21 protein-coding genes and 1 riboswitch are annotated in these 23,352 nt (G+C 48.2%); of the genes, 12 read left to right on the top strand and 9 right to left on the bottom strand.

Going from position 1 to position 23,352, the window contains the following annotated elements; all coding sequences use genetic code 11:
- Positions 1–5: 5 nt before the first annotated feature.
- Positions 6–206, bottom strand: coding sequence for a copper ion binding protein (locus KI379_RS05565; RefSeq protein ID WP_076169045.1), 201 nt, complete (start codon positions 204–206; stop codon positions 6–8).
- A 158-nt stretch (positions 207–364) separates the two neighbouring features.
- Here KI379_RS05565 and KI379_RS05560 point away from each other — a divergent pair, with 158 nt between their 5' ends.
- Positions 365–1,888: a multicopper oxidase family protein gene (locus KI379_RS05560; protein WP_212983003.1), complete on the top strand. Its 1,524-nt coding sequence runs from the start codon at positions 365–367 to the stop codon at positions 1,886–1,888.
- Positions 1,889–1,958: 70 nt separating this feature from the next.
- Here KI379_RS05560 and KI379_RS05555 read toward each other — a convergent pair whose 3' ends face one another.
- Positions 1,959–2,429, bottom strand: coding sequence for a C40 family peptidase (locus tag KI379_RS05555; RefSeq protein ID WP_145156482.1), 471 nt, complete (start codon positions 2,427–2,429; stop codon positions 1,959–1,961).
- Positions 2,430–2,433: 4 nt separating this feature from the next.
- A riboswitch (cyclic di-AMP (ydaO/yuaA leader) is annotated at positions 2,434–2,565 on the bottom strand.
- A gap of 474 nt (positions 2,566–3,039) precedes the next feature.
- Positions 3,040–3,606 carry a YdhK family protein gene (locus tag KI379_RS05550; protein ID WP_076169052.1) on the bottom strand — a complete coding sequence of 189 codons (567 nt, stop codon included), beginning with the start codon at positions 3,604–3,606 and terminating at the stop codon, positions 3,040–3,042.
- A 177-nt stretch (positions 3,607–3,783) separates the two neighbouring features.
- On the opposite strand from KI379_RS05550, the gene KI379_RS05545 reads away from it, so the two are divergent.
- Both KI379_RS05545 and KI379_RS05540 read left to right on the top strand, forming a co-directional pair.
- Positions 3,784–4,113: a metal-sensing transcriptional repressor gene (locus KI379_RS05545; protein ID WP_076169054.1), complete on the top strand. Its 330-nt coding sequence runs from the start codon at positions 3,784–3,786 to the stop codon at positions 4,111–4,113.
- A 399-nt stretch (positions 4,114–4,512) separates the two neighbouring features.
- Positions 4,513–5,886 carry an MATE family efflux transporter gene (locus KI379_RS05540; RefSeq protein ID WP_306433643.1) on the top strand — a complete coding sequence of 458 codons (1,374 nt, stop codon included), beginning with the start codon at positions 4,513–4,515 and terminating at the stop codon, positions 5,884–5,886.
- Positions 5,887–5,940: 54 nt separating this feature from the next.
- Here KI379_RS05540 and KI379_RS05535 read toward each other — a convergent pair whose 3' ends face one another.
- The 3 genes from KI379_RS05535 to KI379_RS05525 all read right to left on the bottom strand — a co-directional run bounded on the left by KI379_RS05535 (position 5,941) and on the right by KI379_RS05525 (position 8,843).
- Entirely contained in the window at positions 5,941–7,281 is a 1,341-nt protein-coding gene (locus KI379_RS05535; protein WP_212984615.1) for an ISL3 family transposase, read from the bottom strand.
- Positions 7,282–7,296: 15 nt separating this feature from the next.
- Positions 7,297–8,478, bottom strand: coding sequence for an MFS transporter (locus KI379_RS05530; RefSeq protein WP_212983002.1), 1,182 nt, complete (start codon positions 8,476–8,478; stop codon positions 7,297–7,299).
- 74 nt (positions 8,479–8,552) lie between these two features.
- Entirely contained in the window at positions 8,553–8,843 is a 291-nt protein-coding gene (locus KI379_RS05525; protein ID WP_089546265.1) for an ArsR/SmtB family transcription factor, read from the bottom strand.
- A 660-nt stretch (positions 8,844–9,503) separates the two neighbouring features.
- On the opposite strand from KI379_RS05525, the gene KI379_RS05520 reads away from it, so the two are divergent.
- The 7 genes from KI379_RS05520 to KI379_RS05490 all read left to right on the top strand — a co-directional run bounded on the left by KI379_RS05520 (position 9,504) and on the right by KI379_RS05490 (position 16,102).
- On the top strand, positions 9,504–10,088 hold the full coding sequence (locus tag KI379_RS05520; protein WP_212983001.1) for a hypothetical protein: 585 nt from the start codon (positions 9,504–9,506) through the stop codon (positions 10,086–10,088).
- On the top strand, positions 10,085–10,915 hold the full coding sequence (locus KI379_RS05515) for a hypothetical protein (RefSeq protein WP_212983000.1): 831 nt from the start codon (positions 10,085–10,087) through the stop codon (positions 10,913–10,915). Before KI379_RS05520 ends, KI379_RS05515 begins: the two co-directional genes overlap by 4 nt.
- 47 nt (positions 10,916–10,962) lie before the next feature.
- Positions 10,963–11,490 carry a hypothetical protein gene (locus tag KI379_RS05510; protein WP_089546246.1) on the top strand — a complete coding sequence of 176 codons (528 nt, stop codon included), beginning with the start codon at positions 10,963–10,965 and terminating at the stop codon, positions 11,488–11,490.
- A gap of 376 nt (positions 11,491–11,866) precedes the next feature.
- Positions 11,867–12,868: a ketoacyl-ACP synthase III gene (locus tag KI379_RS05505; protein WP_212982999.1), complete on the top strand. Its 1,002-nt coding sequence runs from the start codon at positions 11,867–11,869 to the stop codon at positions 12,866–12,868.
- Between the two features lie 265 nt (positions 12,869–13,133).
- Positions 13,134–13,895: a LysR family transcriptional regulator gene (locus KI379_RS05500; protein WP_212982998.1), complete on the top strand. Its 762-nt coding sequence runs from the start codon at positions 13,134–13,136 to the stop codon at positions 13,893–13,895.
- 296 nt (positions 13,896–14,191) lie between these two features.
- Complete coding sequence (locus tag KI379_RS05495) at positions 14,192–14,677, top strand: DUF1572 family protein (protein ID WP_076169118.1); 486 nt, start codon at positions 14,192–14,194, stop codon at positions 14,675–14,677.
- 255 nt (positions 14,678–14,932) lie between these two features.
- Positions 14,933–16,102: an MFS transporter gene (locus tag KI379_RS05490; RefSeq protein WP_212982997.1), complete on the top strand. Its 1,170-nt coding sequence runs from the start codon at positions 14,933–14,935 to the stop codon at positions 16,100–16,102.
- 260 nt (positions 16,103–16,362) lie between these two features.
- On the opposite strand, the gene KI379_RS05485 is transcribed toward KI379_RS05490, so the two are convergent.
- On the bottom strand, positions 16,363–19,092 hold the full coding sequence (locus tag KI379_RS05485) for an alpha-L-rhamnosidase (RefSeq protein WP_212982996.1): 2,730 nt from the start codon (positions 19,090–19,092) through the stop codon (positions 16,363–16,365).
- Positions 19,093–19,395: 303 nt separating this feature from the next.
- Here KI379_RS05485 and KI379_RS05480 point away from each other — a divergent pair, with 303 nt between their 5' ends.
- Positions 19,396–20,268 (top strand): AraC family transcriptional regulator, encoded by an 873-nt coding sequence (locus KI379_RS05480; protein ID WP_212982995.1) that lies wholly within the window; start codon positions 19,396–19,398, stop codon positions 20,266–20,268.
- Between the two features lie 143 nt (positions 20,269–20,411).
- Here KI379_RS05480 and KI379_RS05475 read toward each other — a convergent pair whose 3' ends face one another.
- Together KI379_RS05475 and KI379_RS05470 are read right to left on the bottom strand one after the other, a co-directional pair.
- The gene (locus KI379_RS05475) at positions 20,412–21,173 is read right to left on the bottom strand and encodes an SDR family NAD(P)-dependent oxidoreductase (protein WP_212982994.1); all 762 of its coding nucleotides are present in this window, start codon (positions 21,171–21,173) and stop codon (positions 20,412–20,414) included.
- A 322-nt stretch (positions 21,174–21,495) separates the two neighbouring features.
- Positions 21,496–21,984 (bottom strand): MarR family winged helix-turn-helix transcriptional regulator, encoded by a 489-nt coding sequence (locus tag KI379_RS05470; protein ID WP_076169129.1) that lies wholly within the window; start codon positions 21,982–21,984, stop codon positions 21,496–21,498.
- A gap of 404 nt (positions 21,985–22,388) precedes the next feature.
- On the opposite strand from KI379_RS05470, the gene KI379_RS05465 reads away from it, so the two are divergent.
- Positions 22,389–23,321: an AraC family transcriptional regulator gene (locus KI379_RS05465; RefSeq protein ID WP_076169131.1), complete on the top strand. Its 933-nt coding sequence runs from the start codon at positions 22,389–22,391 to the stop codon at positions 23,319–23,321.
- Positions 23,322–23,352: the final 31 nt, after the last annotated feature.

The following is a 23,352-nucleotide window of genomic DNA, read 5'->3' as shown; positions in this document are numbered from 1 at the left end:
CACTCTTAAACAACATCATAACCCTGGTCCTCGATAGTCTCTTTAATTTTGCTTTCCGTAAGTTTGGTCTCATCGAATTGAACTTCAACAGAAGCATTGGACAAGTTAACCTTCCCCCCGGCCCCTATTTGCTTAAGAGCTCCTTCAATGGAATTCACGCAGTGTTGACAGCTCATTCCGTTTACGTTTAAAGTAATGGTTTTCAATTTCGACTCCTCCTCTCGATTTGTTATTAGTATACCCCCCTATAGTATAATATTCAAGCCTAAAGTTATACTACCCCAGCCATCTTCATCATTTCTATACATGTTTATTTTATGATGAATGAGACTTACATCAAAAGAATTAGAAAGGGGTTCTTCAAATGAAAGCAGCGATATTAAGAACAATAATCCTCGCTAGCTCGGTGGCCGTTTTTGCGGCTGGCTGCTCGAAAGTAAGCAATATGAACGGCATGGATCATTCAAAAATGAGTATGGGTTCAACCCCCACTTCCAACTCCAGTGAATCCGCTACATCCGCAAAACTGACAACAGCAACACCTGTTGTGGATGGTAAAGAGTTCACCATAACCGCACAGGAAAGTAATCTCGAAGTGGAGAAGGGAAAAACCATTCCCGTATGGACATTTAATAACTCGGTTCCCGGTCCACAAATCCGGGTTAAGGTTGGAGATACAGTCAAAGTAAACTTGAAAAATCAACTCAAGCAGCCTGTTTCCATCCATTGGCACGGCTATCCGGTTCCAAACAACATGGACGGAATTCCTGGAGTCACACAAGATGCTGTTGAACCCGGAAAGACCTTCACCTATGAATTTAAAGCTACCGTACCGGGTACTTATTGGTACCATTCACATCAAGACAGTGTGAATCAAGTGGACAAAGGCTTGTATGGTTCTCTTGTAGTCGAAGATCCCCAAGATACCGCTGACCGCGATTACACACTTGTGCTCGATGAATGGATGAGTTCTGGAGATATGGACATGGATAACGATGGGATGAATATGGCAGGACATGATATGAGTATGTATGACCTTTATACGATCAACGGAAAAACAGGTGATGCGATCGATAAGCTTACCGTTAAAGAGGGTGAAAAAGTAAAACTTCGGTTGATTAACGCCGGCTACATCACGCACCGGATGCATTTACACGGTCATTCCTTTAAGGTTGTTGCATCCGACGGGCAGCCCGTGAATGACCCGGCTGTGATCAAGGATCAATTCGTCTCGATTGCTCCCGGAGAACGATATGACATTGAATTTACCGCAGATCATCCCGGAAATTGGTTGCTGGAAGAACACGCAAAGGATAATCGAGCACAAAATATGAAAGCCATGATTCAATACGAAGGTTCTAATGCGAAGCCCGACCCTTCCGATGCCTTCGAAGAACTCCCCGATTTTGATTTGGAGAAGTACGGAACCATGTCTGCAACCGCATTTTCTTTGGATCAAAGCTTTGATGAAGACGTGACGATGAATCTGAATACCGAGATGAGAAATGGAGATATGGTTTACACGATCAATGGAAAGGTTTTTCCGGACACGGATACAATCAAAGTAAAAAAAGGAGATAAGGTAAAGGTGACCTTTGTAAATCAATCCAGAATGGACGATCACCCGATGCACCTGCACGGCCATTTCTTCCAAGTCTTGAGCAAGAATGGCAAGCCAGTTCAAGGATCTCCGATCATGAAAGACACGCTGAACGTCAAACCTGGCGAAACGTATGAAGTTGCTTTTGAAGCTGACAACCCTGGTGAATGGATGTTCCATTGCCACGATTTACACCACGCCTCCGCTGGAATGGTAACTGATGTGATGTATGATGATTATCAAAATAATTATACGCCTGATCCCAATGTGAACAACGTCCCTGAATAAACAACAAAACGCACCGGCTGACTTCAGCCGGTGCTTTCATTTTTGATTTAGGTAGATTATCCCGACTAGATCAAATTTCACTGATCATTTTCAGGTAACTTTGTTGACTCACGACGCGGCGTGCTGTAACATACCGATTTTTATAATATGAATCCGATAATTTGCTAATGGTAACGCCTTTACTGCTTGAAGAGTGTGCAAACTCATTATTGCCGATATAAATACCCGCGTGGGATATTCCCGTACCGTCCGTATTAAAGAATACCAGGTCTCCTGCTCTAAGGTTTTCACGATCTACTGGAGTTCCGACTTGAGCCTGTGTTTTAGATGTGCGGGGTAAATCTAAATTGAATTTATCGAATATGTATAAAATAAAACCGGAACAGTCAAAACCAGCCACTGATGTGCCGCCCCACTGATAAGGAGTGCCTACGACCTTATCCACCTCACTTTCGAGTTTAACGGAGCTGGCAAAGGAACTGGTTGCACTTGCTGAAAAAACAATGGCCGCACCTAACATTGACAGTATTACTTTCTTCACGATGTAGTTCTCCTTCCGATGCCTACGGAGTTAGCTAAGGGTTCGGTAGAAGGTTCCCTCTATTCTTCAATGAGAATATTTCACCCAAAAATGGTTCCCCCGTTTTCAGTATCAAGAAATTCGGCAATAATGATTAAAAAAATGTAACCCTACATAATGTAGTATACAATCAGTTTTTTTGTCAATGGCTAATTAATAGATTCCCGTTAATCGTAACTATTTTACTGATATTTGTTGAATTTTATGGAAGTTTCAGCGAAGCTGAGTAAAGTTTGTCGATTACTATTCCCGAAATCGAGGTACTTATCTTGGTAACGGAACATGTTAAGCAAGAAAAAATAACAATTTTGTAAAGGATTGATTCCGAGCAACAAAAAAACTAAGGCAAATCATCATATAGACGCCAAACAAAAAACCGATCTGGCATTGCCAGATCGGTTAATTTATCCGTCAGTACACAGTCGAACCATGATCTTCATTGAGCTTGTCGATAACACGTCATAACGCTGCCCATATCCAATATTTACAGTATCAGTCATATAACATACATAAGGAGAAAGGAACTCGCCGTCTTGTGCCACGCAGCATCACTCACCTGCTAAAAAATACTCTATTTAGAAAGCTCACTTTCGACTACCCATTGATGATTCTTAACGGGGTTTCCTCCTGTAGTTGGCGTGTAGTCAACCATGTACACCGTTGTTTTTTCAGCTGAGTCAATGGTGCCCTCTGCGCCTTTCATACCTTCCATGTGATCAGCCTCCATGGTCACCTTAGTTCCAGGTTGCAAGGGCTCACTACCCGCATCCTTTATTTCCTCCTGGATAATCCACTTGTGATTGGGGACGGGTTCACCTCCAGTGGTTGGAGTATACGTTACAGCATAAGCCACCGTGTCGTAGGCACCGACCACTTTAGCCTTAGCTCCATCCATGCCCTCCATATGCTTGGCATGGATCACAACCTCATCTCCAACTTTATATGTGGGATTTTGAGCTTCTTTTAACCCTGCAGGAACCTCACCAGAACCGGAATGATTCATGCTGCCCATATCCCCCATATTTGAATGGTCGCTGCCCATGTCCATGTTCGTATTATTGTTTGCGTTATCCTTGTTCCCACACGCACTTAGCACCAGGATTGCTGCAAGGCTAATAAAAATGAATACTTTTTTCACAGTTTGTCACACACCTTTGCATATTTCTATTTGGATTGAATCCTCATCTCCCAAACATTCTACCCAAAACTTATGAAGAACTTGTGAAGGTTTCCCTTCGTAAACGTGAGCTTATACCCCCCGATTATTGCTGTCATCCCCCTATGGGGGTTATAATTTGCAGAAGGGGGTTGGGACATGACTGAACATGATCATGGTAATGGTGGGGAGCACACTCACATTGTTACGCATACACATTCTCATACGCATAAAAATATGAAGGCCGTCGTTAATCGGCTTGCTCGGATCGAGGGACATGTTCGATCCATCAAAGAAATGGCTTCAAATGAACGTGATTGTTCCGAGATTTTACTGCAAATCGCAGCTGTTCGAAAAGCATTGGAAAGCACAGCAAAGGTGGTTTTGAAAGATCACTTAGAAACCTGCGTGATTGAAGCCGCATACCATGGAAATGAAGAGGAAGTTCTGCGCGACCTCAATAAAGCGCTGGATCACTTTATTAGATAATACACGAATAGCAAGAAGGGATTGTCCGGACTATCATTCTATCCCCAAGACAATTTAGAATAATGTTTACTCTAATTGTGGCCACCATGGTATACCGCTTCATCAAATCAGGAATAACGCTTAGACTTACTCCCCCCATCGCGAATAAGTAAGACAAATGAACATAAAACAAAAGGCAGACACTAAATGAATTTCATCTTATAAAAGGAAGTTAATACTCCCCTGAGATTGCCAATATCCACTGAAAAAATTATTCCCGTAAAAATTCCCTGTAGATAATCTACAGGGAATTTACGCTTGATCGCATCCCCCCTAGGGGGATATAATCAAGCGTAGATCATACCACCGGGTGCCTCACGAAAGCATTCATTAGTTTCCATAAAGAGGGGGTAGATAATTGTGTCCAAAGGAATTGAAATTAAAGACACGAGCAATAGGGAGAAAATTAAGATCATCTTGTCCTTAGGTTTACCTGCAATGATTGAAAATCTATTGCAAACGATCGTTGGTTTTGTTGATACACTATTTGTATCGAAACTGGGATTAAACGAGGTTACTGCGGTTGGCGTAACCAATGCTATTTTAGCTGTCTATCTTGCTGTATTTTTAGCCATGGGTATCGGCACCTCATCACTGATCGCCAAAAGTGTTGGTGCAGGTGATTTAGATAAAGCAAAGGCCATTGCTAGACAGTCGAGCCTTATTTCCGCCATACTGGGTATTATTTTTGGGGTCATTACGTTTTTCTTTGCCCAACCTTTACTGCAGATCATGGGTGCCGAGCCGAATGTGTTGGCCAGTGGAGTTGTTTACTTCCGCATCGTCGCTGTTCCTTCCATTTTCATATCCCTTATGACCATTTTTGGAAGTATCTTAAGAGCTGCAGGCGATACGAAAACGCCAATGAAAGTTGGACTATGGATTAACCTGCTCCATGTAATACTCGATTACATTTTAATTTTTGGTTTGGCAGGGTTGCCAGGGATGGGGATTGCTGGGGCTGCATGGGCTACCGTTCTGGTTCGTTTAGTTGGCTCCGTTGTATTGTTTATGTATATCCGTAAATCCAAGCTTTCTTTTCCTCTAAAAATGAGTGCTGGTCATCATACACTTCCTTTGTTACAGCTTTCTGCACCGGCAGTTGCAGAACGATTAATTATGCGCTTTGGACAAGTGCTATATTTCGGACTCATCGTTCGTGTAGGAACTGAAGTGTATGCAGCACATACGATTGCTGGAAATATTGAAATCTTCTCTTACATGCCCGGATATGGCTTGGCTGTTGCGGCCACTACCTTGGTAGGGCAATATTTGGGGGCAAATCGACGAAAGGATGCTTACCAATTCGGGCTTTTAACAACAGGTATTGCCGTTATATTTATGTCCTTCGTGGGTATTCTCCTTTTTGTTTTCTCTCCTGTGGCGGCGACTTGGTTTACCGATGAAACCAATGCAATACGTATGGTAACAACCGCTCTACGCATCGATGCCTTTGCGCAGCCCTTTTTGGCTATAGGTTTGGTACTAGCCGGCGCATTGCAAGGAGCGGGAGATACCAAGAGTCCCATGTACAGCACAGCTATCGGAATGTGGCTAATCAGGGTTGTTGGGGTATATGTCTTGAGTATACATTTCAATTTAGGAATTGCCGGAGTTTGGCTTTCAATCGCTATTGATCTCTTTGTTCGTGCTATTTATCTGTTTATTCAATTTAGAAGTAAGTTAACGAAAGGCTCTATGGAGCAAAAGAATAAGCACATTGCCTCATTGTAAATTTTAACTTGCCCATCGTTTCGTTGTAAGGATCTATATTAATGGTTCGAGACCTTATAATTCGTCCTTCTCCAATTTATCGATTAAGGTGGGAAAATCAATTCCAAGGAAGATTATTTCTTCTGGCTCACGAACAACCTCGATAGCTGGTTTATTAAACATCGGGAAGTTTTCCTCCCGTTGATAGTAGCTACCAATCCGCCTCTGGTACTTTGGTTTGCATTGCTTTCTAAGTCCCTCTGTAAAGAGTATCTTGGCGCTTAGGGCCTCAAAAGAGTATCCCCTTCTTAAACGATTAATGACTCGAATAAGGCTAATTAGAGATTCCGTATAAGCATCTGGAATGCGAATGCGATGGTCGAAATAAGCGAATATTTCTTCTTCCCAGTTCTTCATAGCGTTTGTCAGTGGTTCAAAAGCGGATTGCAGTTCGGTTGGTACTTTAGCTTTCCATTCGTTGTATTTTAGAAATGCCGTTTGTCTGTTATCACATTCCCAAATATCCAAATATGATTCCTTTAAGTCATAAGCAGTGACGAGAGACGGATGATTCTTTCTCCAAAGGTCTAGCGTAATCCGATCCTTCTCTGTAAGCTCTATATCCCGTTTTAAGAGGATAAAACGGCCTGGCATCAGCCCGCGGCGTTCTTTTGGCGATAATCCTTCAAGGATCTGCTTACGAATGGTTTCTAACGCATGGTTTGCCATACGGACAACGTGAAATTTATCTACGATGATAAGAGCTTTTGGCAATAAATCCCTTACAGCGTCCTTATACGGTTGCCACATATTCATAGTGACGTATCGGATTTGTCCTCTATTTGGAAGGCGTAAGAGGTAATCTGCAACGGTTTCCTTATTACGATTTGGCAAAACATCCAACAAAGTACATTCCTCAATGTTGGTTAAAACGCATCTTGGTTTAATGATGTGAATTTCATCAATCCCAAGCCAATTGGGAGTTTCATATCGATGCGTTTCTCTAAGACGGTTGATGTAATCTCGAAAGATGTTGCGTATTGTTTTTTCATGCAATCCAACATCCTCGGATATGCTAACAAACGTACGTTCAATGCTTTGCGTCTCTATATAAGACAATAATCGTTTGGTGCAGTTTCGCTTTTTGTCTATGGTGTGGTCTAAGTGTTCCCAAAAGGTTCGATTGCAGTCTCTACAGCAATATCTCTGACGCTTTATGAGAAGGCTTACACGCTTGCCGTGAAGAGGCAAGTCCATACAAATCTGTTCCCTGCTATCGTGTTTGTAGAGGTTGGCTATACATCCACAATGAGGGCAAGCCAAAGGTGGAGAGTTCGTCACCATTTGAATTAGAAATTCAAACTCATTCTCACATATACTCAGGATGTTAAATTTCGGAAAATTTAGAATATCCATATGAGTTTCTTGCATTTATGATGCAATCTCCTTCTTTGTTTTCGCTTGGCTGGTCAAAATACCGCTGAGTATGAAAGATAACAAGGAACCGGCAAAGCATATAGCCGCAAACATGCCAACGGCGGAAAAACCGTTAAAAGTCGCGTAAATGAGGCCAGCGATCCAAGACCCGAGCGTTGTCGCAGCATACATGATTGAATTGGCCAAGCTGGAAGTCGTGCCGCGGATGGTTGGATTTAATGAATTCAACATTCCCAATATGAGGGGAAAAGCGATCCCCATGTTAACGAATATGAAAAAGTAAACACTTTCGAAAGCCGCAACCGATGACAAGTGAGGCAAAACAATAAAACATACGATAGAGACAAGAAAGCCCACAACTAGCGTATTGAAACGGTTAAACGTTTTGATCACATAGGCACCGCCGAAGCTTCCGACTATATTCCCGAGACCAAGAAAAAACATCACGTACCCCGCTTGATCAATTGAAAGATAAAAGCGATCTGTCACCCATTTTCCAATGAAAGAAAAGGCGGCAAAGAATCCACACTGAAATAAGAAGTGAGCGAGGAAAGCCCTTCTCGCCATTCGGCTGTTCAATAAGGGGATGTATCTACTGAAAATCGGGGTCTTGGTTTGTTGGCCATGATTTGGTTTCATTTCGGGCAAAGCATAGAAGATGAATACCGCCACCAATAGTGCACATGCACCGATTGTAAAGAAAGGATAATACCAATGGGTTGAGGCAAGCAGACTTCCAATAGGGATGCCGAACGCTTGGGAAGCAGCTAAGCCTGCCATGACGATTCCTGATACTTTGGCTATTTTTGGTGTTGGAAACAGAGCAGGAATCGATGCCCAGACTTGAGGCGCCGTAAATGCTGCGCTGACTCCAGCTAAAAAACGGAATACGAACATCGACCAAAAACTTGTGGCAAAGCCGCATAATATGGTTGAAACCGAGAAGCAGACCATGCCAAAAAGCATTACTTTTTTGCGATCCCATCCATCGGAAAGCGGTCCAGCGATTAATGCGAAAATGGCATAACCTAAAGCATAAGCCCCAACCATCCAACCGGAATATTCCGTTGGGATATGAAATAAGTTCTGAAGCGTGGGGATGAGCGGAGAAATCAAAAACGTATCTGTACCGATAACAAACATGATGAGGAAAAATAAAGTAGTTAATTGGATCATTCTATTCACCCTCTATAGTTAGTTCTATTGTTCAATGATCATTGAACTAATAAATAAAAAAAGAGAATTTCTTTCTACAACGTATCCAGAAATCCGGGTAAGTAAGTTTGAAATGTCTCCAAATCGATGCTCATATACTTCGCTTGAGCTTCTTTTCGTACCTTGATCAATTTCGCCTCCTTTAAAGTACGCAAGTGATACGACGTATTTGATTTCGTAGTATCGCGAATGTGGCCGACCTCTCCACAATTCATCTCATTCTTGCTGATGTATAAAGCTCGAATGATGTCCAATCTTGTTTCATCAGCTAACGCCTTAAATATTTTGACTCTGAGCTCATCATTTATCACTTTTTGAGTTGTCATAAAACCATTGTACTAATTTACCGCTGCAAATCAAGTCTTTAGATAATTACCACCATATTCTCCGATTTTAAGAAATGTTGTTTTTGGAATCCTGATATTTGCGAAGGAGAACCGCCTAATGGCGGTTTTTTCGATTACCTTTGTATGCATATTTATATATACTCATGCACTTTCTCACTAATCGTGAAAATATTACTAATCGATTATGAAAAAATGTTGATGCATCAAGGTGTGTTTTCATAATTAATGAGAGGAGCTCCTTTAGTAAACGCCGGATATAATGCATATTTCAGTATTAGTGAGAATTAGCGCAAAACCGGGCATATTTATCAGGCCCCAGCTCGACTAGACCAATTGGGTCTCTTTTCGACAATAAGCCCTCGCGTTGTTTCAGCAACGATAGAAATCAGGTGGTTTGGGTTCAAATTGACAATATTCCGCTCCCTTGTCGAATCCAGGCCAAGAATGGTCCTACAGAAAAGAATGGCGTCCACAGAACGAACCTCCCGTGCCCATAATATTATTCTAATACTGAGGAGCGCCCCTTTTCTTAAGATTTGGATTAACTTAACATTAGACAGTCTTTGAAAATTTTCTTTATAATGGTTGAGCTTGTATGGCCATACATAGTTAAAAGGGATAATTGCGGAGGATGTTAAAGTGAATAAAATTAAAGGGATTGCCATAGTAATTTGCAGTCTAGTAGCAATTTTACTATTTGGGTTTTCACCTGATTCATCAAAAGATTTAAGTATGGAGATGGAAAAAAACAAAAATTTCCAAATGGAAAAAATGCCGACAAAACCCGAAGTAGTCAAAGAAAAATTTAATGTAGCTTCAAAGAATCTTGACTCAAGCAAATTGAAACTAAATCTTCATATAAAAAAGACTAAAGATGGTAAGGGACTGATCGTGGACGGTAATGGTGTCCTTAAGATCGATAATGATACTTATCCCTTTATAATTGAAGAGAACGGAGAAGGTGTATCATCTAGTATCGGGCAGGCTGAGGTTAACGGTCAGACTTACTATAAAGGAATCCTTCAGGGGCATATAAAAAATAAAAAAAGTAACGATATAATTTCAATCGTTTCCTATTTCACTGGAGATATGAAGCAACAAGTAAGTAATGTAATAGTTGGTACGATGGGGAACGATGTATACATGTCTTTTGGTGATAATTCTTTTCTTACAAAGCAATTAAATGAAGAAATCGAAAAGAAATTCCAGGAGGCAAATCAATGAAGAGAATAGGTAAGATCTTTTTTTCCACAATCACAGCTCTTTTTGTCATATACGGAATGAGTGCAACTGGGTATGCCGCAAACGAAAGTTCTACTACTAAAATGGTAACAAAAGGTTGGAATAAAACGACAGTCTCAAGTAGTGGAACTTCTTATGGGAATGATATTGCTGACGTAACTGTTAGTGCTCAATACGATTCAACATCTCAAATGGGTACAGTACGGGTTCGCGGTTTTTCTCATGTTGCTCCAGTAAAAGAATATTTTGAGCCACGTAATCCAGGCTATTTGGTTGTTGGTGGTGTTCGTAAAGTTGAACTTACGACGGGTGATGATACAGTTAATCACGATTCCTACTTTAATGTATACAATACTGACCCTGGACCATCTTCGACTTCAGGGGGAGCTTCTCAATGGTGGACGATAGCTTACGATATCATTAGTATGGCTGGTGTGCCAGATAATGTAATTTCTGCGATAGTTAATACTTTAAATGAAAATGGTCCGGGGGTAACAGTAAACCAATCCTCAGCATATTGGAGAAATGTAACCCAAAGTTCAGGGAATTTTTCAACAGACCATTTTCCGGATTCAAGGGTAGATCTTGGAGTTGAAAATCCCACAAAAAACCCCGACTACTATACGGAGAATTCTGTAAAGGGGATGCAAGCAAAATTTTGGTTCAACTTAGGGCGCAGTTCAACTTATTATCCGATGAGATCTTCTGCTTATATTACTTATCACGTTGCTACCGCGGATGAATACAACTATTACCAATGGGCACCTGTCGCTCAAGTAACGCAAAAGTGGCAAATAAATGCTCAATAGTTTTACTATGGATTAATATCAACTACTTTTAAGAAAGGAGAGAAATTTTGAGAAAATATATTAGTGCGATCCTCCTTATTTTATTAATTGTGTCAATTTTCTTTAATGTTTCAATGTTGTATCAAGATTACAAATCCACTCCAAATAATGGTGAAATTAAAGGTTCCTACGAGTTGTTTATGGTTGACATTCGTGCTGCGCAAACAAGTATAAATACCTATTTCGAGGAAACGGATGAAAAAAAGAAACAACTGGCGCTATACGACTTGTTAAGTTCCACTTACAAGATGGATTCGGATTTAAAACTACTAGATGTTAAAAGTAAATTGTTATACAAAAGGGGGTTATCCCCTCTTCCCAGCTTTACTTCAGATTTTGTAATAACTTCCTCACGATTATTTACTAGTTATACAATGGAAGGTAAAGATATAACTGATGATGCCAAAAAGTACAAATCCTACATTGATGATTTAAATAATGTGTTAAAGGATACAACCATGCAAGACAAGAAGTCCACCAAAGAAGTTTTCGACAAAGTAGATCATTACGCCAAAGAACATTTTCCAATGTATTAAATCTAAAATAGATATCATTTAAATCATGCCTCTTCTGCTATGGAAGTCTCACCCTTCCTTACAGAAGAGGTTTTTATAGGTCAAGTTGCTTACTCCTATACATAGTATGTTCGTCTTTTACTTTGACTAGAATACTTTAAACGTAATTCTTCATCCCTTTAACCAATTATATTATCAGGAGATCCGAATCAGGCAAAAGTACGCACTAACGATACCACCAACACCCTATTGACCTCTCCCCAATTCACGTCTATAATTAGTACCAGATACTAATACTTGATATCAACAAATTGGCCTTATTTTTTTAATTTCTTAATATACACCCCATCCCTTATACCCTAAAGAACTCATCTTTTACTAAAAGGAGCGATTGATCATGAACCTTACGGTTTCGACAGCCCGCATTACGGCTATTGGCAGCTATGTTCCAGAAAAAAAATTGACGAACGCGGATCTGGAGCAAATGGTGGATACGAGCGACGAGTGGATCGTCCAGCGGACCGGTATGCGTGAGCGGCGGATTGCCGGTGAGAACGAATACTCCTCCACAATGGCTTATAAAGCCGTGGAAGACTTGGTCAGCCGTTACGGTCAGGACTTGACCGACGTGGACTGCATCATCGTGTCGACGACGACGCCGGATTACGCTTTTCCGAGCGTGGCCTGCCAAATTCAAGGGTACTTTCACATCCCCAGCACTGCGGCATTTGACCTGAACGCCACCTGCGCTGGCTTCACCTATGCGCTGCATATGGCCAACGGCCTGATTACATCCGGTCTGCACCGGAAGGTCCTGGTAGTCGCGGCCGAGACTCTGTCCCGCGTAACGGATTATACGGATCGGTCGACCTGCATCCTGTTCGGCGATGGAGCCGCGGCCGTTCTGGTCGAGAAGGATGAGCAGCGCCCAAGCTTTATCGCGGCCCATCTGGGCACGAACGGCGAAGGCGGCATCCACGTCTATCGCACGAACCTTTCCAAAACGATGAATGGTGAGGATCTGCTAACGAGCGAGAAAATGGTCCAAAACGGACGGGAAGTCTACAAATGGGCGACGCGCACCGTGCCTCAGGGCGTAGAAACTTTGCTGGAGCAGGCGGGAATGACGGCCGGCGACGTGAATTGGTTCGTTCCGCACAGCGCCAATTTCCGCATGGTCGAATCCATCTGCGAAAAAGCCGGCATCCCCGTGGAAAAGACACTGACCAGCATGGAGTATTACGGCAACACGTCTTCGGTTTCGATCCCGTTGGCTCTCCAGCTGGGACTGAACGAAGGCAAGCTGCAGAACGGAGATACACTGCTGCTGTACGGATTCGGCGGCGGCTTGACCCACGCCGGACTGATCCTGAAATGGGATTTGGATGACCGCGGTTGATCAGCGGCAAAGCGTATGACGTAAATGTTTAAAGGGCTTCCGACCATGTCGGAGGCCCTTTTTTCCATAAATTCTTTAATGTTTTGAGCCTCACTCCTGCGACCTTTACGGCCAGCATTTTGCAAAGTACAATAAGAACAACTCATTGATCTGATGGATGCAACATTTCGACGCATCAAAAAAATCGATGATTAGGTCATAAACAGGTATACAACTACACTTAAATGCAATTTGAATACAATCCAACGACAAAGGTGGGAAAAGGATGAATCTGCACGCATTGCGCGTATTCGCGGAGGTGGCTAGTACGGGAAGCGTGACCCGGGCCGCCGGCAAGCTGCTGCTCAGCCAGCCTGCAGCCACCGCCCAGCTGCGGAATCTGGAGCAGGAGCTCGGGATGAAGCTGGTAACCTCCAAGGGGCGCTCCATCCAATTGACGCCAGCCGGCGAGCGGCTGGCTGCCCGGGCACGGCAGCTGTTTTCGCTGGAATACGAGATGGAGCGGGAAATGAACGCACTCAAAATCGGGCTCGAAGGCAGCCTCCGGATCTGCGCCACAGATCTGCCTGGCCGGACGGTGCTTCCCGCTTGGATCGTCCGCTTCAAGCAGCAGTATCCGAAGGTGCATGTCCAGTTGACCCGGGGCAGCTCCCGTATCGCAATGGAGCGGCTGCTCGACCATTCGGTGGACATCGCGCTCATCTGCGGTGAGGGTCATAAGAATTCCGGTTTGGAATACATCACACTCATGGAAGATGAGCTGATCTTCATCGCCCACCCGGACCACCCCTTAGCGGGTGCCGCCACTACGCTCCAAGAGCTGATGGCAACCGCCTTTATCCTCCGGGAAGAAGGCAGCTATACCCGCAGGAAGCTCTTCTCCCTCTGCGATGCCTACGAAGTACCGAAGCCGCGAACCGGGATCTGCATTGAAGGGATGCATGAAACGATTGAAGCCGTCAAATCGGGATACGGCGTTTCTTTTGTGCCCTCCCTTGCGGTAGCCCGGGAGCTCAGATCCGGCTAGCTGGCGGAGGTGCGCGTTCCCGGGATGCGCGTCAAGGACCCGATCCGGCTGTACACCCGGATTGGCGAAGAGCCTCTGGCGCCGGCGGCTAACTTTATGGCCATGGTTGCACCGCCGCTATCCCAGGTCGGATCATAAATCATCAATTATTTTGATGATACTGCTTGATATATATATTGGATTTATACTCAAAATCTCATTATGCTGAAAGCACAGCACGGTCATGAAACCGCTGTGGAGAAGGCATGGATGAGATTTTTGTTTTTCAGACCGATATCCCAAAGGAGGCACAACCTATGACATCAACACTGTTCACAACATATCAAAGCGCGGTCAAAACCCGACTGGAAGAAATGAAACGCACGGCCGAAGCTGCCATCGGGCAGCTCGAGGATTCTGCCCTTGCTTGGGCCCCGGAACCCGGTTCCAACAGCATCACCGTGATCGTCAAGCACATGAGCGGGAATATGATTTCCCGATGGACCGAACCGTTTACCACCGACGGGGAAAAACCGGACCGAAACCGCGATGCGGAGTTCATTCATGAAGAGCTCGACCGCGCAGCCCTGCTGGATCGCTGGGAACATGGCTGGAGCCTGTTCCTGGGACAAATCGCCGCGCTCCGGGAGGAGCAGCTGCTGACGGAAATCACGATCAAAGGCCGGTCCGTCACCGTCATCGAGGCCATTGAAAAAAGCCTGTACCATAACGCATACCACATCGGCCAAATCATTTATATCGCCAAGCAGTACCGCAAGGATCAATGGGTCAGTTTGTCGTGATCCGTGGGCGGCGGTGTCTTTCAAAACAGGGGCATGCTGGCATGCCTCCCTGTTCCTTTCCATACCGCACGAATTAAAGCAGCACATTCACTAGGTGGGCATACCCGAAACACTTACGGTTACGGCGGCGCTTCCCGCGCTGTTTGGCAATTTTTGCACCCTCAAAGTTCATGACAATAATTGTCACTATTAAGCGATACAATAGCAGCAAGAACACCCTCTCTAAAACCACGAAGAAGGAAAGGAGAAGTAAATATGAAACTTACTGCGTTGTTTTTTCTGATCATGTTTATGATAGGGACGGATACCTTCCTCATCTCCCCGATGATTCCAACGCTTCAGGACCTGTACAGCGTCCCCACGGGAATGTCCGGCTGGATGATGGGCTCCTACACGCTAGGCGCCGCGGTCTTCGCCTTGATTGCCGGCCCGCTCTCGGACGGTCTGGATCGGAAAAAGGTCATGCTGCTCGGACTGCTGGGCTTTGCGGTATCCACCGCGCTGTGCGGAATCGCCGCAGACTTCTGGATGATGTGCCTATTCCGGCTGCTCGCCGGGATCAGCGCAGCTTTTGCCGCACCGCAGGTGTGGGCATCCATCCAAACGCTGCTGCCCGCAGAGAAAAAGGGCAAGGCGATGGGGCTTGCCTATGCAGGTCTCGCGGTATCCCAAGCGTTCGGCGTTCCGATCGGCAGCTGGCTGGCCGCAGCCCGCTGGTCCCTCCCCTTTTTCGCGATCGGAGCCCTGTCCCTGCTGCTTGCCGGCGCCGCCTTTTTCATCCTGCCTTCCATGAAGCCGCAATCGAATGCCGTTTCATCGCGGCAGGCCTTCTGGCGCAGATATGCACCGCTTCTCGGAAGCGGCAGGGCTAGAGGCGCCTTCCTGGCTTATTTCCTGATCCATCTGGGCAGCAATGCCGCGTTTGCGTTTTTGGGCAAATGGTCCGCGGAACGCTTTCACCTTCCCGTTGACCAGATCGGGACGATCATGATTTTCCTCGGCGTGGGCAATTTGGCCGGCAGTCTCGTCAGCGGATATGTCAACAACTTGTGGACGCCGTCCAGGATTGTGGCCGCTGCGGTGCCGCTCCTGATGATCGGCTATGCCGCGCTCCCGCACCTGCCGTCTTTCATGGCTGCGTCGGTCATGTATTTCGCCATCTTTTTCATCCTGGGCATTCTTTTCCCGATGATTATGGGCGTCCTGAACAGCCTGAATCCGTCGCTGCGGGGGACGATTTCAAGCACGGCTACGGCGACGATGAACGCCGCCACGACGGTCGGCGCCTCCCTTGCGGGCCTGCTGTACGCCGGATCGGGCGGGTATGCGGCCGTCGGCCTGTTCTCGGCCTGCTGCTTCGCCGCATCCCTGCTTATCTTTGGCACGAGCCGCGTGCTGGCGAAAGAGCCGGTACCGCAGGTGTAAAAAGCTATCCACGCACATTCTAAACATCCATGCCCCTTTCAACGGAAGTTTTTCTTAAGTGACATAAGAAAATCCTTGTCTCTGAAGCTTATGCTCCCTTATATCTAAAAAAGCCCCGCCGACCCTGTCGGCGAGGCTTGCTTTCTTTTACAACGAAACCTAACAGCAAGGGTAAGAACAGGAAGAAGCAAGGGCATAAATGAACCAATCCGGTCGTCCTAAGCTCGATGCTATAGATCAACCCATACTACGCCCTAGCCTCACGCCCCGGACAATGCTGGACTCGGCTGCTGGACGGTCACCCGGTATATGCCGGATCCCAGCTCCAACTTCAGCGTTCCAGCGTCGTCTTCCTTGGCGCTCAGCACACCCGATGCCTGATCCGCCGGCTGCCCATTGACCTGCGTTGTAGCGATCGAGGCGCCCGGCAGTTCGGCCTCAGCGGTCGTGTTCGGCGGAATTTCGAATTCGTAGGACGCCAGCGGGCTGTCCCCGTCCCCGTCCACGTCCGTCAAGCTCCATTCGCTCCGGATCGTGCCGTACATCGAATCCAGCGCAGCTTTGGCATAAGACAGCGCCGAGTCCGTCCGCGGACGAAGCCGGATCCGCTTGTAACCCGGTCCTTCAGCTTCATTCAAATCCAGCCCCGCCACGGCCCGGTACAGCCAGTCGCCGATGGCGCCGAAGGCGTAGTGGTTATACGAGTTCATGTCATCGCTCCAGAACGAGCCGTCCGGCTTGATCCCGTCCCAATGCTCCCAGATCGTGGTCGCTCCCTGCTTGACCGAATACAGCCAGGACGGGTAATCCTCCTGCATCGCCAGCTTTACGGCCAGGTCGTGGTAGCCGTTCTCCGTCAGCACATGGCACAGATACGGCGTACCGACGAATCCGGTGGTCAAATGGTGGTTCTGTTCCTTGACGTACTCCGCCAGCGTAGCGGCCATCCGGCGCTGAACCTCCCCTTCCACCAGCCCGAACATCAGCGGAAGGATCATGGCGGTCTGCGTATGCGCGGCCAGCCTTCCGCCCGGTGTGACGAACTCGATCAGGAACGCCTCGGCCACCTTTTCGTACAGCTGGCGGTAAGCGGCGGCATCCTCGGTACGCCCGAGAACTTCGGCGGTCTTTACGAACAGGGAGGTCGAATATGCATAGAAGCAGGTGGCGATCAAATCCCTCGGCGTCGCCCCGACGTAGCTGCCTTCCTTCGCGTCAAGCGCCAGCCAGTCGCCGAAATGAAACCCGGTATTCCACAAATATTCGTTGTCTCCTTGGGCGCGGATATGGTCGACCCATGCCTTCATGCTGTCATATTGTTCCTCCAGAATCCGCTTGTCGCCATAACAAAGATAGATCGTCCAAGGGCAAATGACGGCGGCATCTCCCCACGCTGCGGACGAGCAGGCGTTATCGTCGAGAACCTGCGGTATGACATGCGGCACGCCGCCATCCTCCCGCTGGTCGGCCTTCAGGTCGTGCAGCCACTTGGAGAAAAACGGTGCCACGCCGAAATTAAACGCGGCGGTCCGCACAAACACCTGAGCGTCCCCGGTCCATCCCAGCCGCTCATCGCGCTGCGGGCAATCGGTCGGAATGTCCAGGAAGTTGCCCCGCTGGCCCCACTCGATGTTATGCTGCAGCTGGTTCAACAGCTCATGCGAGCACTCGAACCGCCCTGTCTGCGGCATATCCGTGTGCATGACACGGCCTGTAAACCGGTCCGGATTCAGCGGTTCGGCATCCGGCCAGCCCTCGACCTTCACATAACGGAAGCCCTGGAAGGAGAAATGAGGCTCATACGTTTCCTCACCGCCGCCTTTGCAGATATACGTTACGGACTGCTTGGCCTTGCGGAGATTGCCCGTGTAAAAATTCCCGCGGCTGTCCAGCACCTCTGCGTGCTTTAGCGTAATCGCCGTGCCGGCCGGCAGGTTCAGGCGCATATGCATGCAGCCCACCATGTTCTGTCCCATATCGAGTACGGTATCCCCTTCAGGCGTCCGCAGAACTGTAACCGGTTTCAAATCTTGGATGACCCGCACCGGTTCATTTTCCTGCATGACGAGGATGTCCTTGGCGTGATCCAGCTTCACCATCCCTGTCCAGTCTGCATCATCAAACCCGGGCTGGCTCCAGCCGCCCGCCTCCAGCCGCGCATCATACGTTTCGCCGTGGTAAATTTCCGACATGCGTACCGGACCGGTCGACGCTTTCCAGGAAGGATCGCTTCCGATGATTTCTGTACTGCCGTCCGCATATTCAAGATGCAGCTGAAGCAGCAGCGCCCGCTGGTCACCATACAGGTTGCGATGGTTCTCCCAAGCCAAATTGCCCTTATACCATCCGTTGGCCAGCGCCGCACCGACGGCATTGTCAGCCCGGGATCGGATCAGGTCGGTGACGTCATAGGCCTGAACCTGCAGCCGGTGCCGGTAGCTGGTCCAGCCCGGTGTGAATGCCCAGTCGCCCACCCGCTCGCCGTTCAGCTCCAGCTCATAGAAGCCAAGGCTTGTCGCGTATATTCGTGCCTTCCGGACGTCCTTACTCACATGGAACGCTTTGCGAAGAAGGAACTCTTCCTCTGCCTGGGGATCGATCATTCCCGGTTCGGGCGTAATCCAGTCCGCACTCCAGTCCGACGTCCGCAACAGCCCCATTTCAAAATAGGACGTGTCGCTCCATTCCGACTCCTGCCCCTGCTGGTCCCACACTTTGACGCGCCAGCTGCAGCGTTGTCCAGACTGAAGCGCGGCACCCGCATATTCGACAAGCACCGATTGGTCAGAGTCCACGACGCCCGTGTCCCAGATCAGATGATCCCCGGCAAAATCCCCTTCCTCTCCCGCCACCTGAAGATGATAAGCCGACTGCAGCACATGCATCCGGCCGGACGTGAGCTGCCAGCTGAAGCGGGGACGCTCCGTGCCGAGCCCAAGCGGCTCGCTGCGGTATTCGCAGGTCAATTTCGTAATGCCTAGCGTTGACATAGACTTCCCTCCCGTTTTTTGCGTTGGATGCTAACCAGGGTCTTTGGCCATGTGTTTCAAGAAAAACGTCAATCGACGTACCTTCACAGAAGACAGACCGCGTTTAAAGGTAATTTTTCTTGCAATATCAGGATGCAATGCCTCTGGCGTTTATACTTGCTGATATTATAAAAAAGGCTGCTTGGCGATACAGGCGGTGATCTGGACGAAAATATAGGCTGATCTGGACTTATCGCGAATGATCAACTAGGATAGGAGCAAAGGTTGATTTTCAGAAAATCCACCATCGAGGGGAGAAGGCAAGTGAGCATAAAACGAAGCCAGGCCTTGCTGCGGATGGACGCTTTTTTCGAGCCGGGGGTGCCCTTCTACGTCAACCGCGTGTCCGAATCGTTCGATATGCTGGAACACTCTCACGAGTTTGTGGAGCTGACCTATGTCAGTGAAGGGTCGGGTGTCCATTATATCGGCGGGGAAGCCTGGCCGGCCGAGCAGGGCAGCCTGTTTCTCATCCCGGTCGGACTCTCGCATGTATTCCGGCCGAAAACCCCGCGGAAGGACCGGCAGCTGGTCGTGTACAACTGCATCTTTCCGGCCGATTATCTCCGGGAGCTTGAAGCTGCTTTTCCGCGCGATCGGGAGGTGTTCGCCGCCTTTCTGGAACCCGATATGCCGTGGCTGGAAATCAAGGATCAGAGCGGCGAGTATCATGCCTTATTCCGTGAGCTTTACCGGGAATATGCCGGCCGAAGCCCCGGCTGGCTGCTGCTGCTGACCTCGCTGCTGGTCCGCGTGCTGACCGGCCTGTACCGGCACCGGCTGCAGCTGGATCCGCCAGCCGTCAGGCGCCAAGGCTCGTTGACGATCAACGAATCGATCGCTTATATGGAGCGTCACTTCGCCTCCGATTTGCGGCTGGGCGAGCTGGCGGCGCAGGCCAGCCTCAGCCCGAGGCATTTCAGCCGGCTGTTCACCCGCCAGACGGGAATGAGCTTCACCGCCTATTTGCAGGGCATCCGCATGGACGCCGCCTGCCGTATGCTGATCGAAAGCGACGGCAGCGTGAGCGAAATCGCCGCCCGGGCCGGGTACAGCGATTTGAAGTTTTTTCATCGGCTGTTCAAGCAAAAGACCGGTCTCACGCCCAGGCAGTACCGACAGCGGTGGAAGGGCTGAGAGACGGGTGTCAACTGGAATTCATTGAATAGTTAGCAGAGGCCCCGTACCTCCCTTTTCAAAGCGTTATTACCGTAACATTCCAGGGTACAAAAAAGCCTCCTCAAGAGAGGGGGCTGAAGTACTTCATTAACCTTTTACTTTTATTTTCCTCCGGTAACCCGAATCAATTCGCCGTTAATATTCCCGTTTGCCTCAGACCCGAGAAAGACGACCAGGTTCGCGATATCCTCAGGTGCGCTATGTTTGCGCGTAGGCACGTTCTCCCGCTCTTTCTCGATCATCTCCGCCGGAAAAATCGCTAGGGCTTTCTCCGTCATCGTCCAGCCCGGCATCACCACATTCGTCAGGATTCCGGCGGGTCCCAGCTCTTTGGACAACGTCGCCGTCAAACCGTGCAGACCGGCCTTGGCCGCTGTATACGCCCCGCCTCCAGCCATGCCGTCCTCAGCCAGCTCCGAAGAGATATTGATGATCCTTCCCCAGCCGGATGTCCGCATCAATGGCAGCACTTTCTGAATGGTATAGTAGTATCCCTCAAGATTTGCGCGTATGGTTTGTCTCCAACCGCTTGCATCCGTGTCTTCAAAGGCCAGGCCCATGACGCCGCGGTCTCCCCACAGAACAGCATTGTTAACGAGTACCTGAATACCTCCCCACGTCTCGGCAATCTGATGTACGGCTTGATCCATGGAACGATCGTCCGTTAAATCATAATGAACTGCAATGGCCTCTGCGCCATGGCTTCTGATTTTCTCTGCCGTACGTTCCGCCGCTTCCCGCCCGCTCGCATACGTAACGGCAACCTTGGCCCCTTCCAAACCGAATTTTTCAGCCGTCGCCGCTCCGATTCCGCTTGAGCTTCCAGTGATGACTACAACCTTGTCTCTAAGTCCCAGATCCATCCCGATCTCTCCTTTATAAATGAAAATGAATCATAAATTGAGCTCTATTTTATTTAGTTACTTAAATCTTTAGTTATCCTAAATATATATCCAAAAGAAAAACGTCACGAATCTCGATGCGTGCTTGCATCCCCGATTCTCCGACGCTTCCTGCCGGCTGTCCTTGATGGCAACCGCCAGGATACCTCTGATGCCTCCGCTGCTCTGCTACCTCTGTTATCCCCGCTACCTTCGCTCTCCGCTACCTCTGTTATCCCTGCTACCTTCGCTGCTCTGCTACCACTGTTATCCCTGCTACCTCCGCTATCTTCGATACCTTCGCTTATTCCGAATCATTCTCAATAAATAATGAATGCAAGTCTTTCCCTCGATCCTCTCCTCCTTCCATCACGCCGTTGTGGATCTTTCTCAGCCAAACAAGCATCAATGCGCTCTCCTCCGGGGTCAGCTGCTGTTGGATTCGTTCTTCGATGTCCTCCACGATACCGCCGCAAACCTGTTCTAACGACCGGCCGGCGTCCGTAAGAAATATACGCTTCACCCTGGCATCCTCTGCATCCTGTTTACGGATAACCCAGCCTCCCTTGACCAGCGGATCCAGCAGGTTGGTCAGCGAAGCTGGCCGAATGCGAAGCCGCTCATGCAGCTCTTTCTGGGTCAGCCCATCCCCGACGTTCCACAGTTGGACAAGGACCCCAACCTGCGAAGTGGTAATGCCATACTGGGCCAACCGCTGATCGTAAAGCCTGCTGGTCTCCCGGAAAATTAGTTTGATCCAGTACCCGATATTGTTTTGATATGAGTGCGACATTTATTTAGTCTCCCTAAAAATATATTAAACTCATCGTCGTCTGTCAATATTTCTTTAATACACCAACAGTTTAGCACAAACAGGCGGTTCAGACACAACCATGCAGGTCTCATTTCGCAGTGACGATCCTGCGCCTTTTTAAATGCCTCCCCAAACAATCCGATCCAGTTTCCTTAAAATGATATTACCGTTCATTCGCCCCGGACCCGCAAAAAACGACCTGGTTTCACGTGGCCATCTCCCTTCATTTCTCCCCTAACACCCGACTGTATTTTGGAAACGGAATGGTCTAGAATGGCATGTAGACTTACATTTCCGTGAACTATCGCTTATGGCTGTTCCACCCGCAGCTTAACACAGCATCTTCAGAGTTCACCCATCATTCCAAAGGAGAAACGCCTGCCATGACGATCCAATCCGTTTTCCGCCGGGCCAACCAAATCTGTAACCGCGAACTGACCCGGCTGGAGGAAGCCGGCCTGTCCATCGCCATTATGTACTGGGGGTTTATGCCCACGCACTATGACAATTCCATGCACCGCCACTCCTTCTTTGAAGCCTGTTACGTTGTGGACGGCGAAGGCGCATACATCGAACAAGGCAAAGAATACCCGCTGAAGAAAGGCACCGCATTCCTGTCGCTGCCAGGCGTCTGGCACCAGATCCAAAGCGAGACGGGTCTTACGCTCGTCTATGCCGCTTTTGAGGTGGATGAAAAGCATACCGGGAGCCCATACCTGGAGGCTTACCGGCACTTGGCCGAGCATGGGCAGCCGGTGGTGGACGGTGCGGACGAGCAGCCCGCCGGGCATTTGTGGGATGCGCTCATTTCTATGTTTTTGACTCCAAAACCGGCCCTCCAACCGGTACTCAGCCACGTCTCGATGTCGCTGATGCTGTCCATCCTCTCCCTGCACGGAACACAGCAGCAGGATACGCCGGACGCCGGTTCGGATGTGGCAGCCGCCGAAGAGAACTCACTGTTCCGGCAGGTCAAGCTGTTCATTGACGACAACCTGGGCGAAGAGCTCACACTCGCCTTGGTTGCCGGGCACCTGCATATTTCGTCACGCCATTTAACGAGGTTGTTTCAGGCCAACCTGAGCCAATCGTTCGTCCATTATATTCAGGAACGCCGGGTACGCCGGGCTTCCCAGCTGCTGCTTCAGAGCGACCTGCCCGTCAAGGACATCGCATCGCAGTGCGGCTTTCAGTCGGTCCATTATTTCACACGAATATTTACCCGCCGGCTCGGTGTATCCCCCGCGAAATTCAGACGTTCCCAGTTCACCGAAGGGCGTTCGGGCAAAGAACATTTCCCTCCGAACATGTCCTGATTGTACAAAAGCTGTTCTGGATCGTTTAAAG

The organism is Paenibacillus cineris (assembly GCF_018333335.1).
In the GTDB taxonomy this organism is placed as follows: Bacteria; Bacillota; Bacilli; order Paenibacillales; family Paenibacillaceae; genus Paenibacillus_AQ; species Paenibacillus_AQ favisporus.
This window is presented reverse-complemented; position numbering and strand designations above follow the sequence as displayed.

What these genes read in the sequence shown, in the direction of transcription:
- KI379_RS05545 (WP_076169054.1), top strand. Translation starts at nt 3,784, where the DNA reads ATGACTGAACATGATCATGGTAATGGTGGGGAGCACACTCACATTGTT.
- KI379_RS05465 (WP_076169131.1), top strand. Translation starts at nt 22,389, where the DNA reads ATGACGATCCAATCCGTTTTCCGCCGGGCCAACCAAATCTGTAACCGC.
- KI379_RS05535 (WP_212984615.1), bottom strand. Translation starts at nt 7,281, where the DNA reads ATGGATATTCTAAATTTTCCGAAATTTAACATCCTGAGTATATGTGAG.
- KI379_RS05560 (WP_212983003.1), top strand. Translation starts at nt 365, where the DNA reads ATGAAAGCAGCGATATTAAGAACAATAATCCTCGCTAGCTCGGTGGCC.
- KI379_RS05475 (WP_212982994.1), bottom strand. Translation starts at nt 21,173, where the DNA reads ATGGATCTGGGACTTAGAGACAAGGTTGTAGTCATCACTGGAAGCTCA.
- KI379_RS05515 (WP_212983000.1), top strand. Translation starts at nt 10,085, where the DNA reads ATGAAGAGAATAGGTAAGATCTTTTTTTCCACAATCACAGCTCTTTTT.
- KI379_RS05530 (WP_212983002.1), bottom strand. Translation starts at nt 8,478, where the DNA reads ATGATCCAATTAACTACTTTATTTTTCCTCATCATGTTTGTTATCGGT.
- KI379_RS05490 (WP_212982997.1), top strand. Translation starts at nt 14,933, where the DNA reads ATGAAACTTACTGCGTTGTTTTTTCTGATCATGTTTATGATAGGGACG.
- KI379_RS05525 (WP_089546265.1), bottom strand. Translation starts at nt 8,843, where the DNA reads ATGACAACTCAAAAAGTGATAAATGATGAGCTCAGAGTCAAAATATTT.
- KI379_RS05485 (WP_212982996.1), bottom strand. Translation starts at nt 19,092, where the DNA reads ATGTCAACGCTAGGCATTACGAAATTGACCTGCGAATACCGCAGCGAG.
- KI379_RS05470 (WP_076169129.1), bottom strand. Translation starts at nt 21,984, where the DNA reads ATGTCGCACTCATATCAAAACAATATCGGGTACTGGATCAAACTAATT.
- KI379_RS05505 (WP_212982999.1), top strand. Translation starts at nt 11,867, where the DNA reads ATGAACCTTACGGTTTCGACAGCCCGCATTACGGCTATTGGCAGCTAT.
- KI379_RS05500 (WP_212982998.1), top strand. Translation starts at nt 13,134, where the DNA reads ATGAATCTGCACGCATTGCGCGTATTCGCGGAGGTGGCTAGTACGGGA.
- KI379_RS05495 (WP_076169118.1), top strand. Translation starts at nt 14,192, where the DNA reads ATGACATCAACACTGTTCACAACATATCAAAGCGCGGTCAAAACCCGA.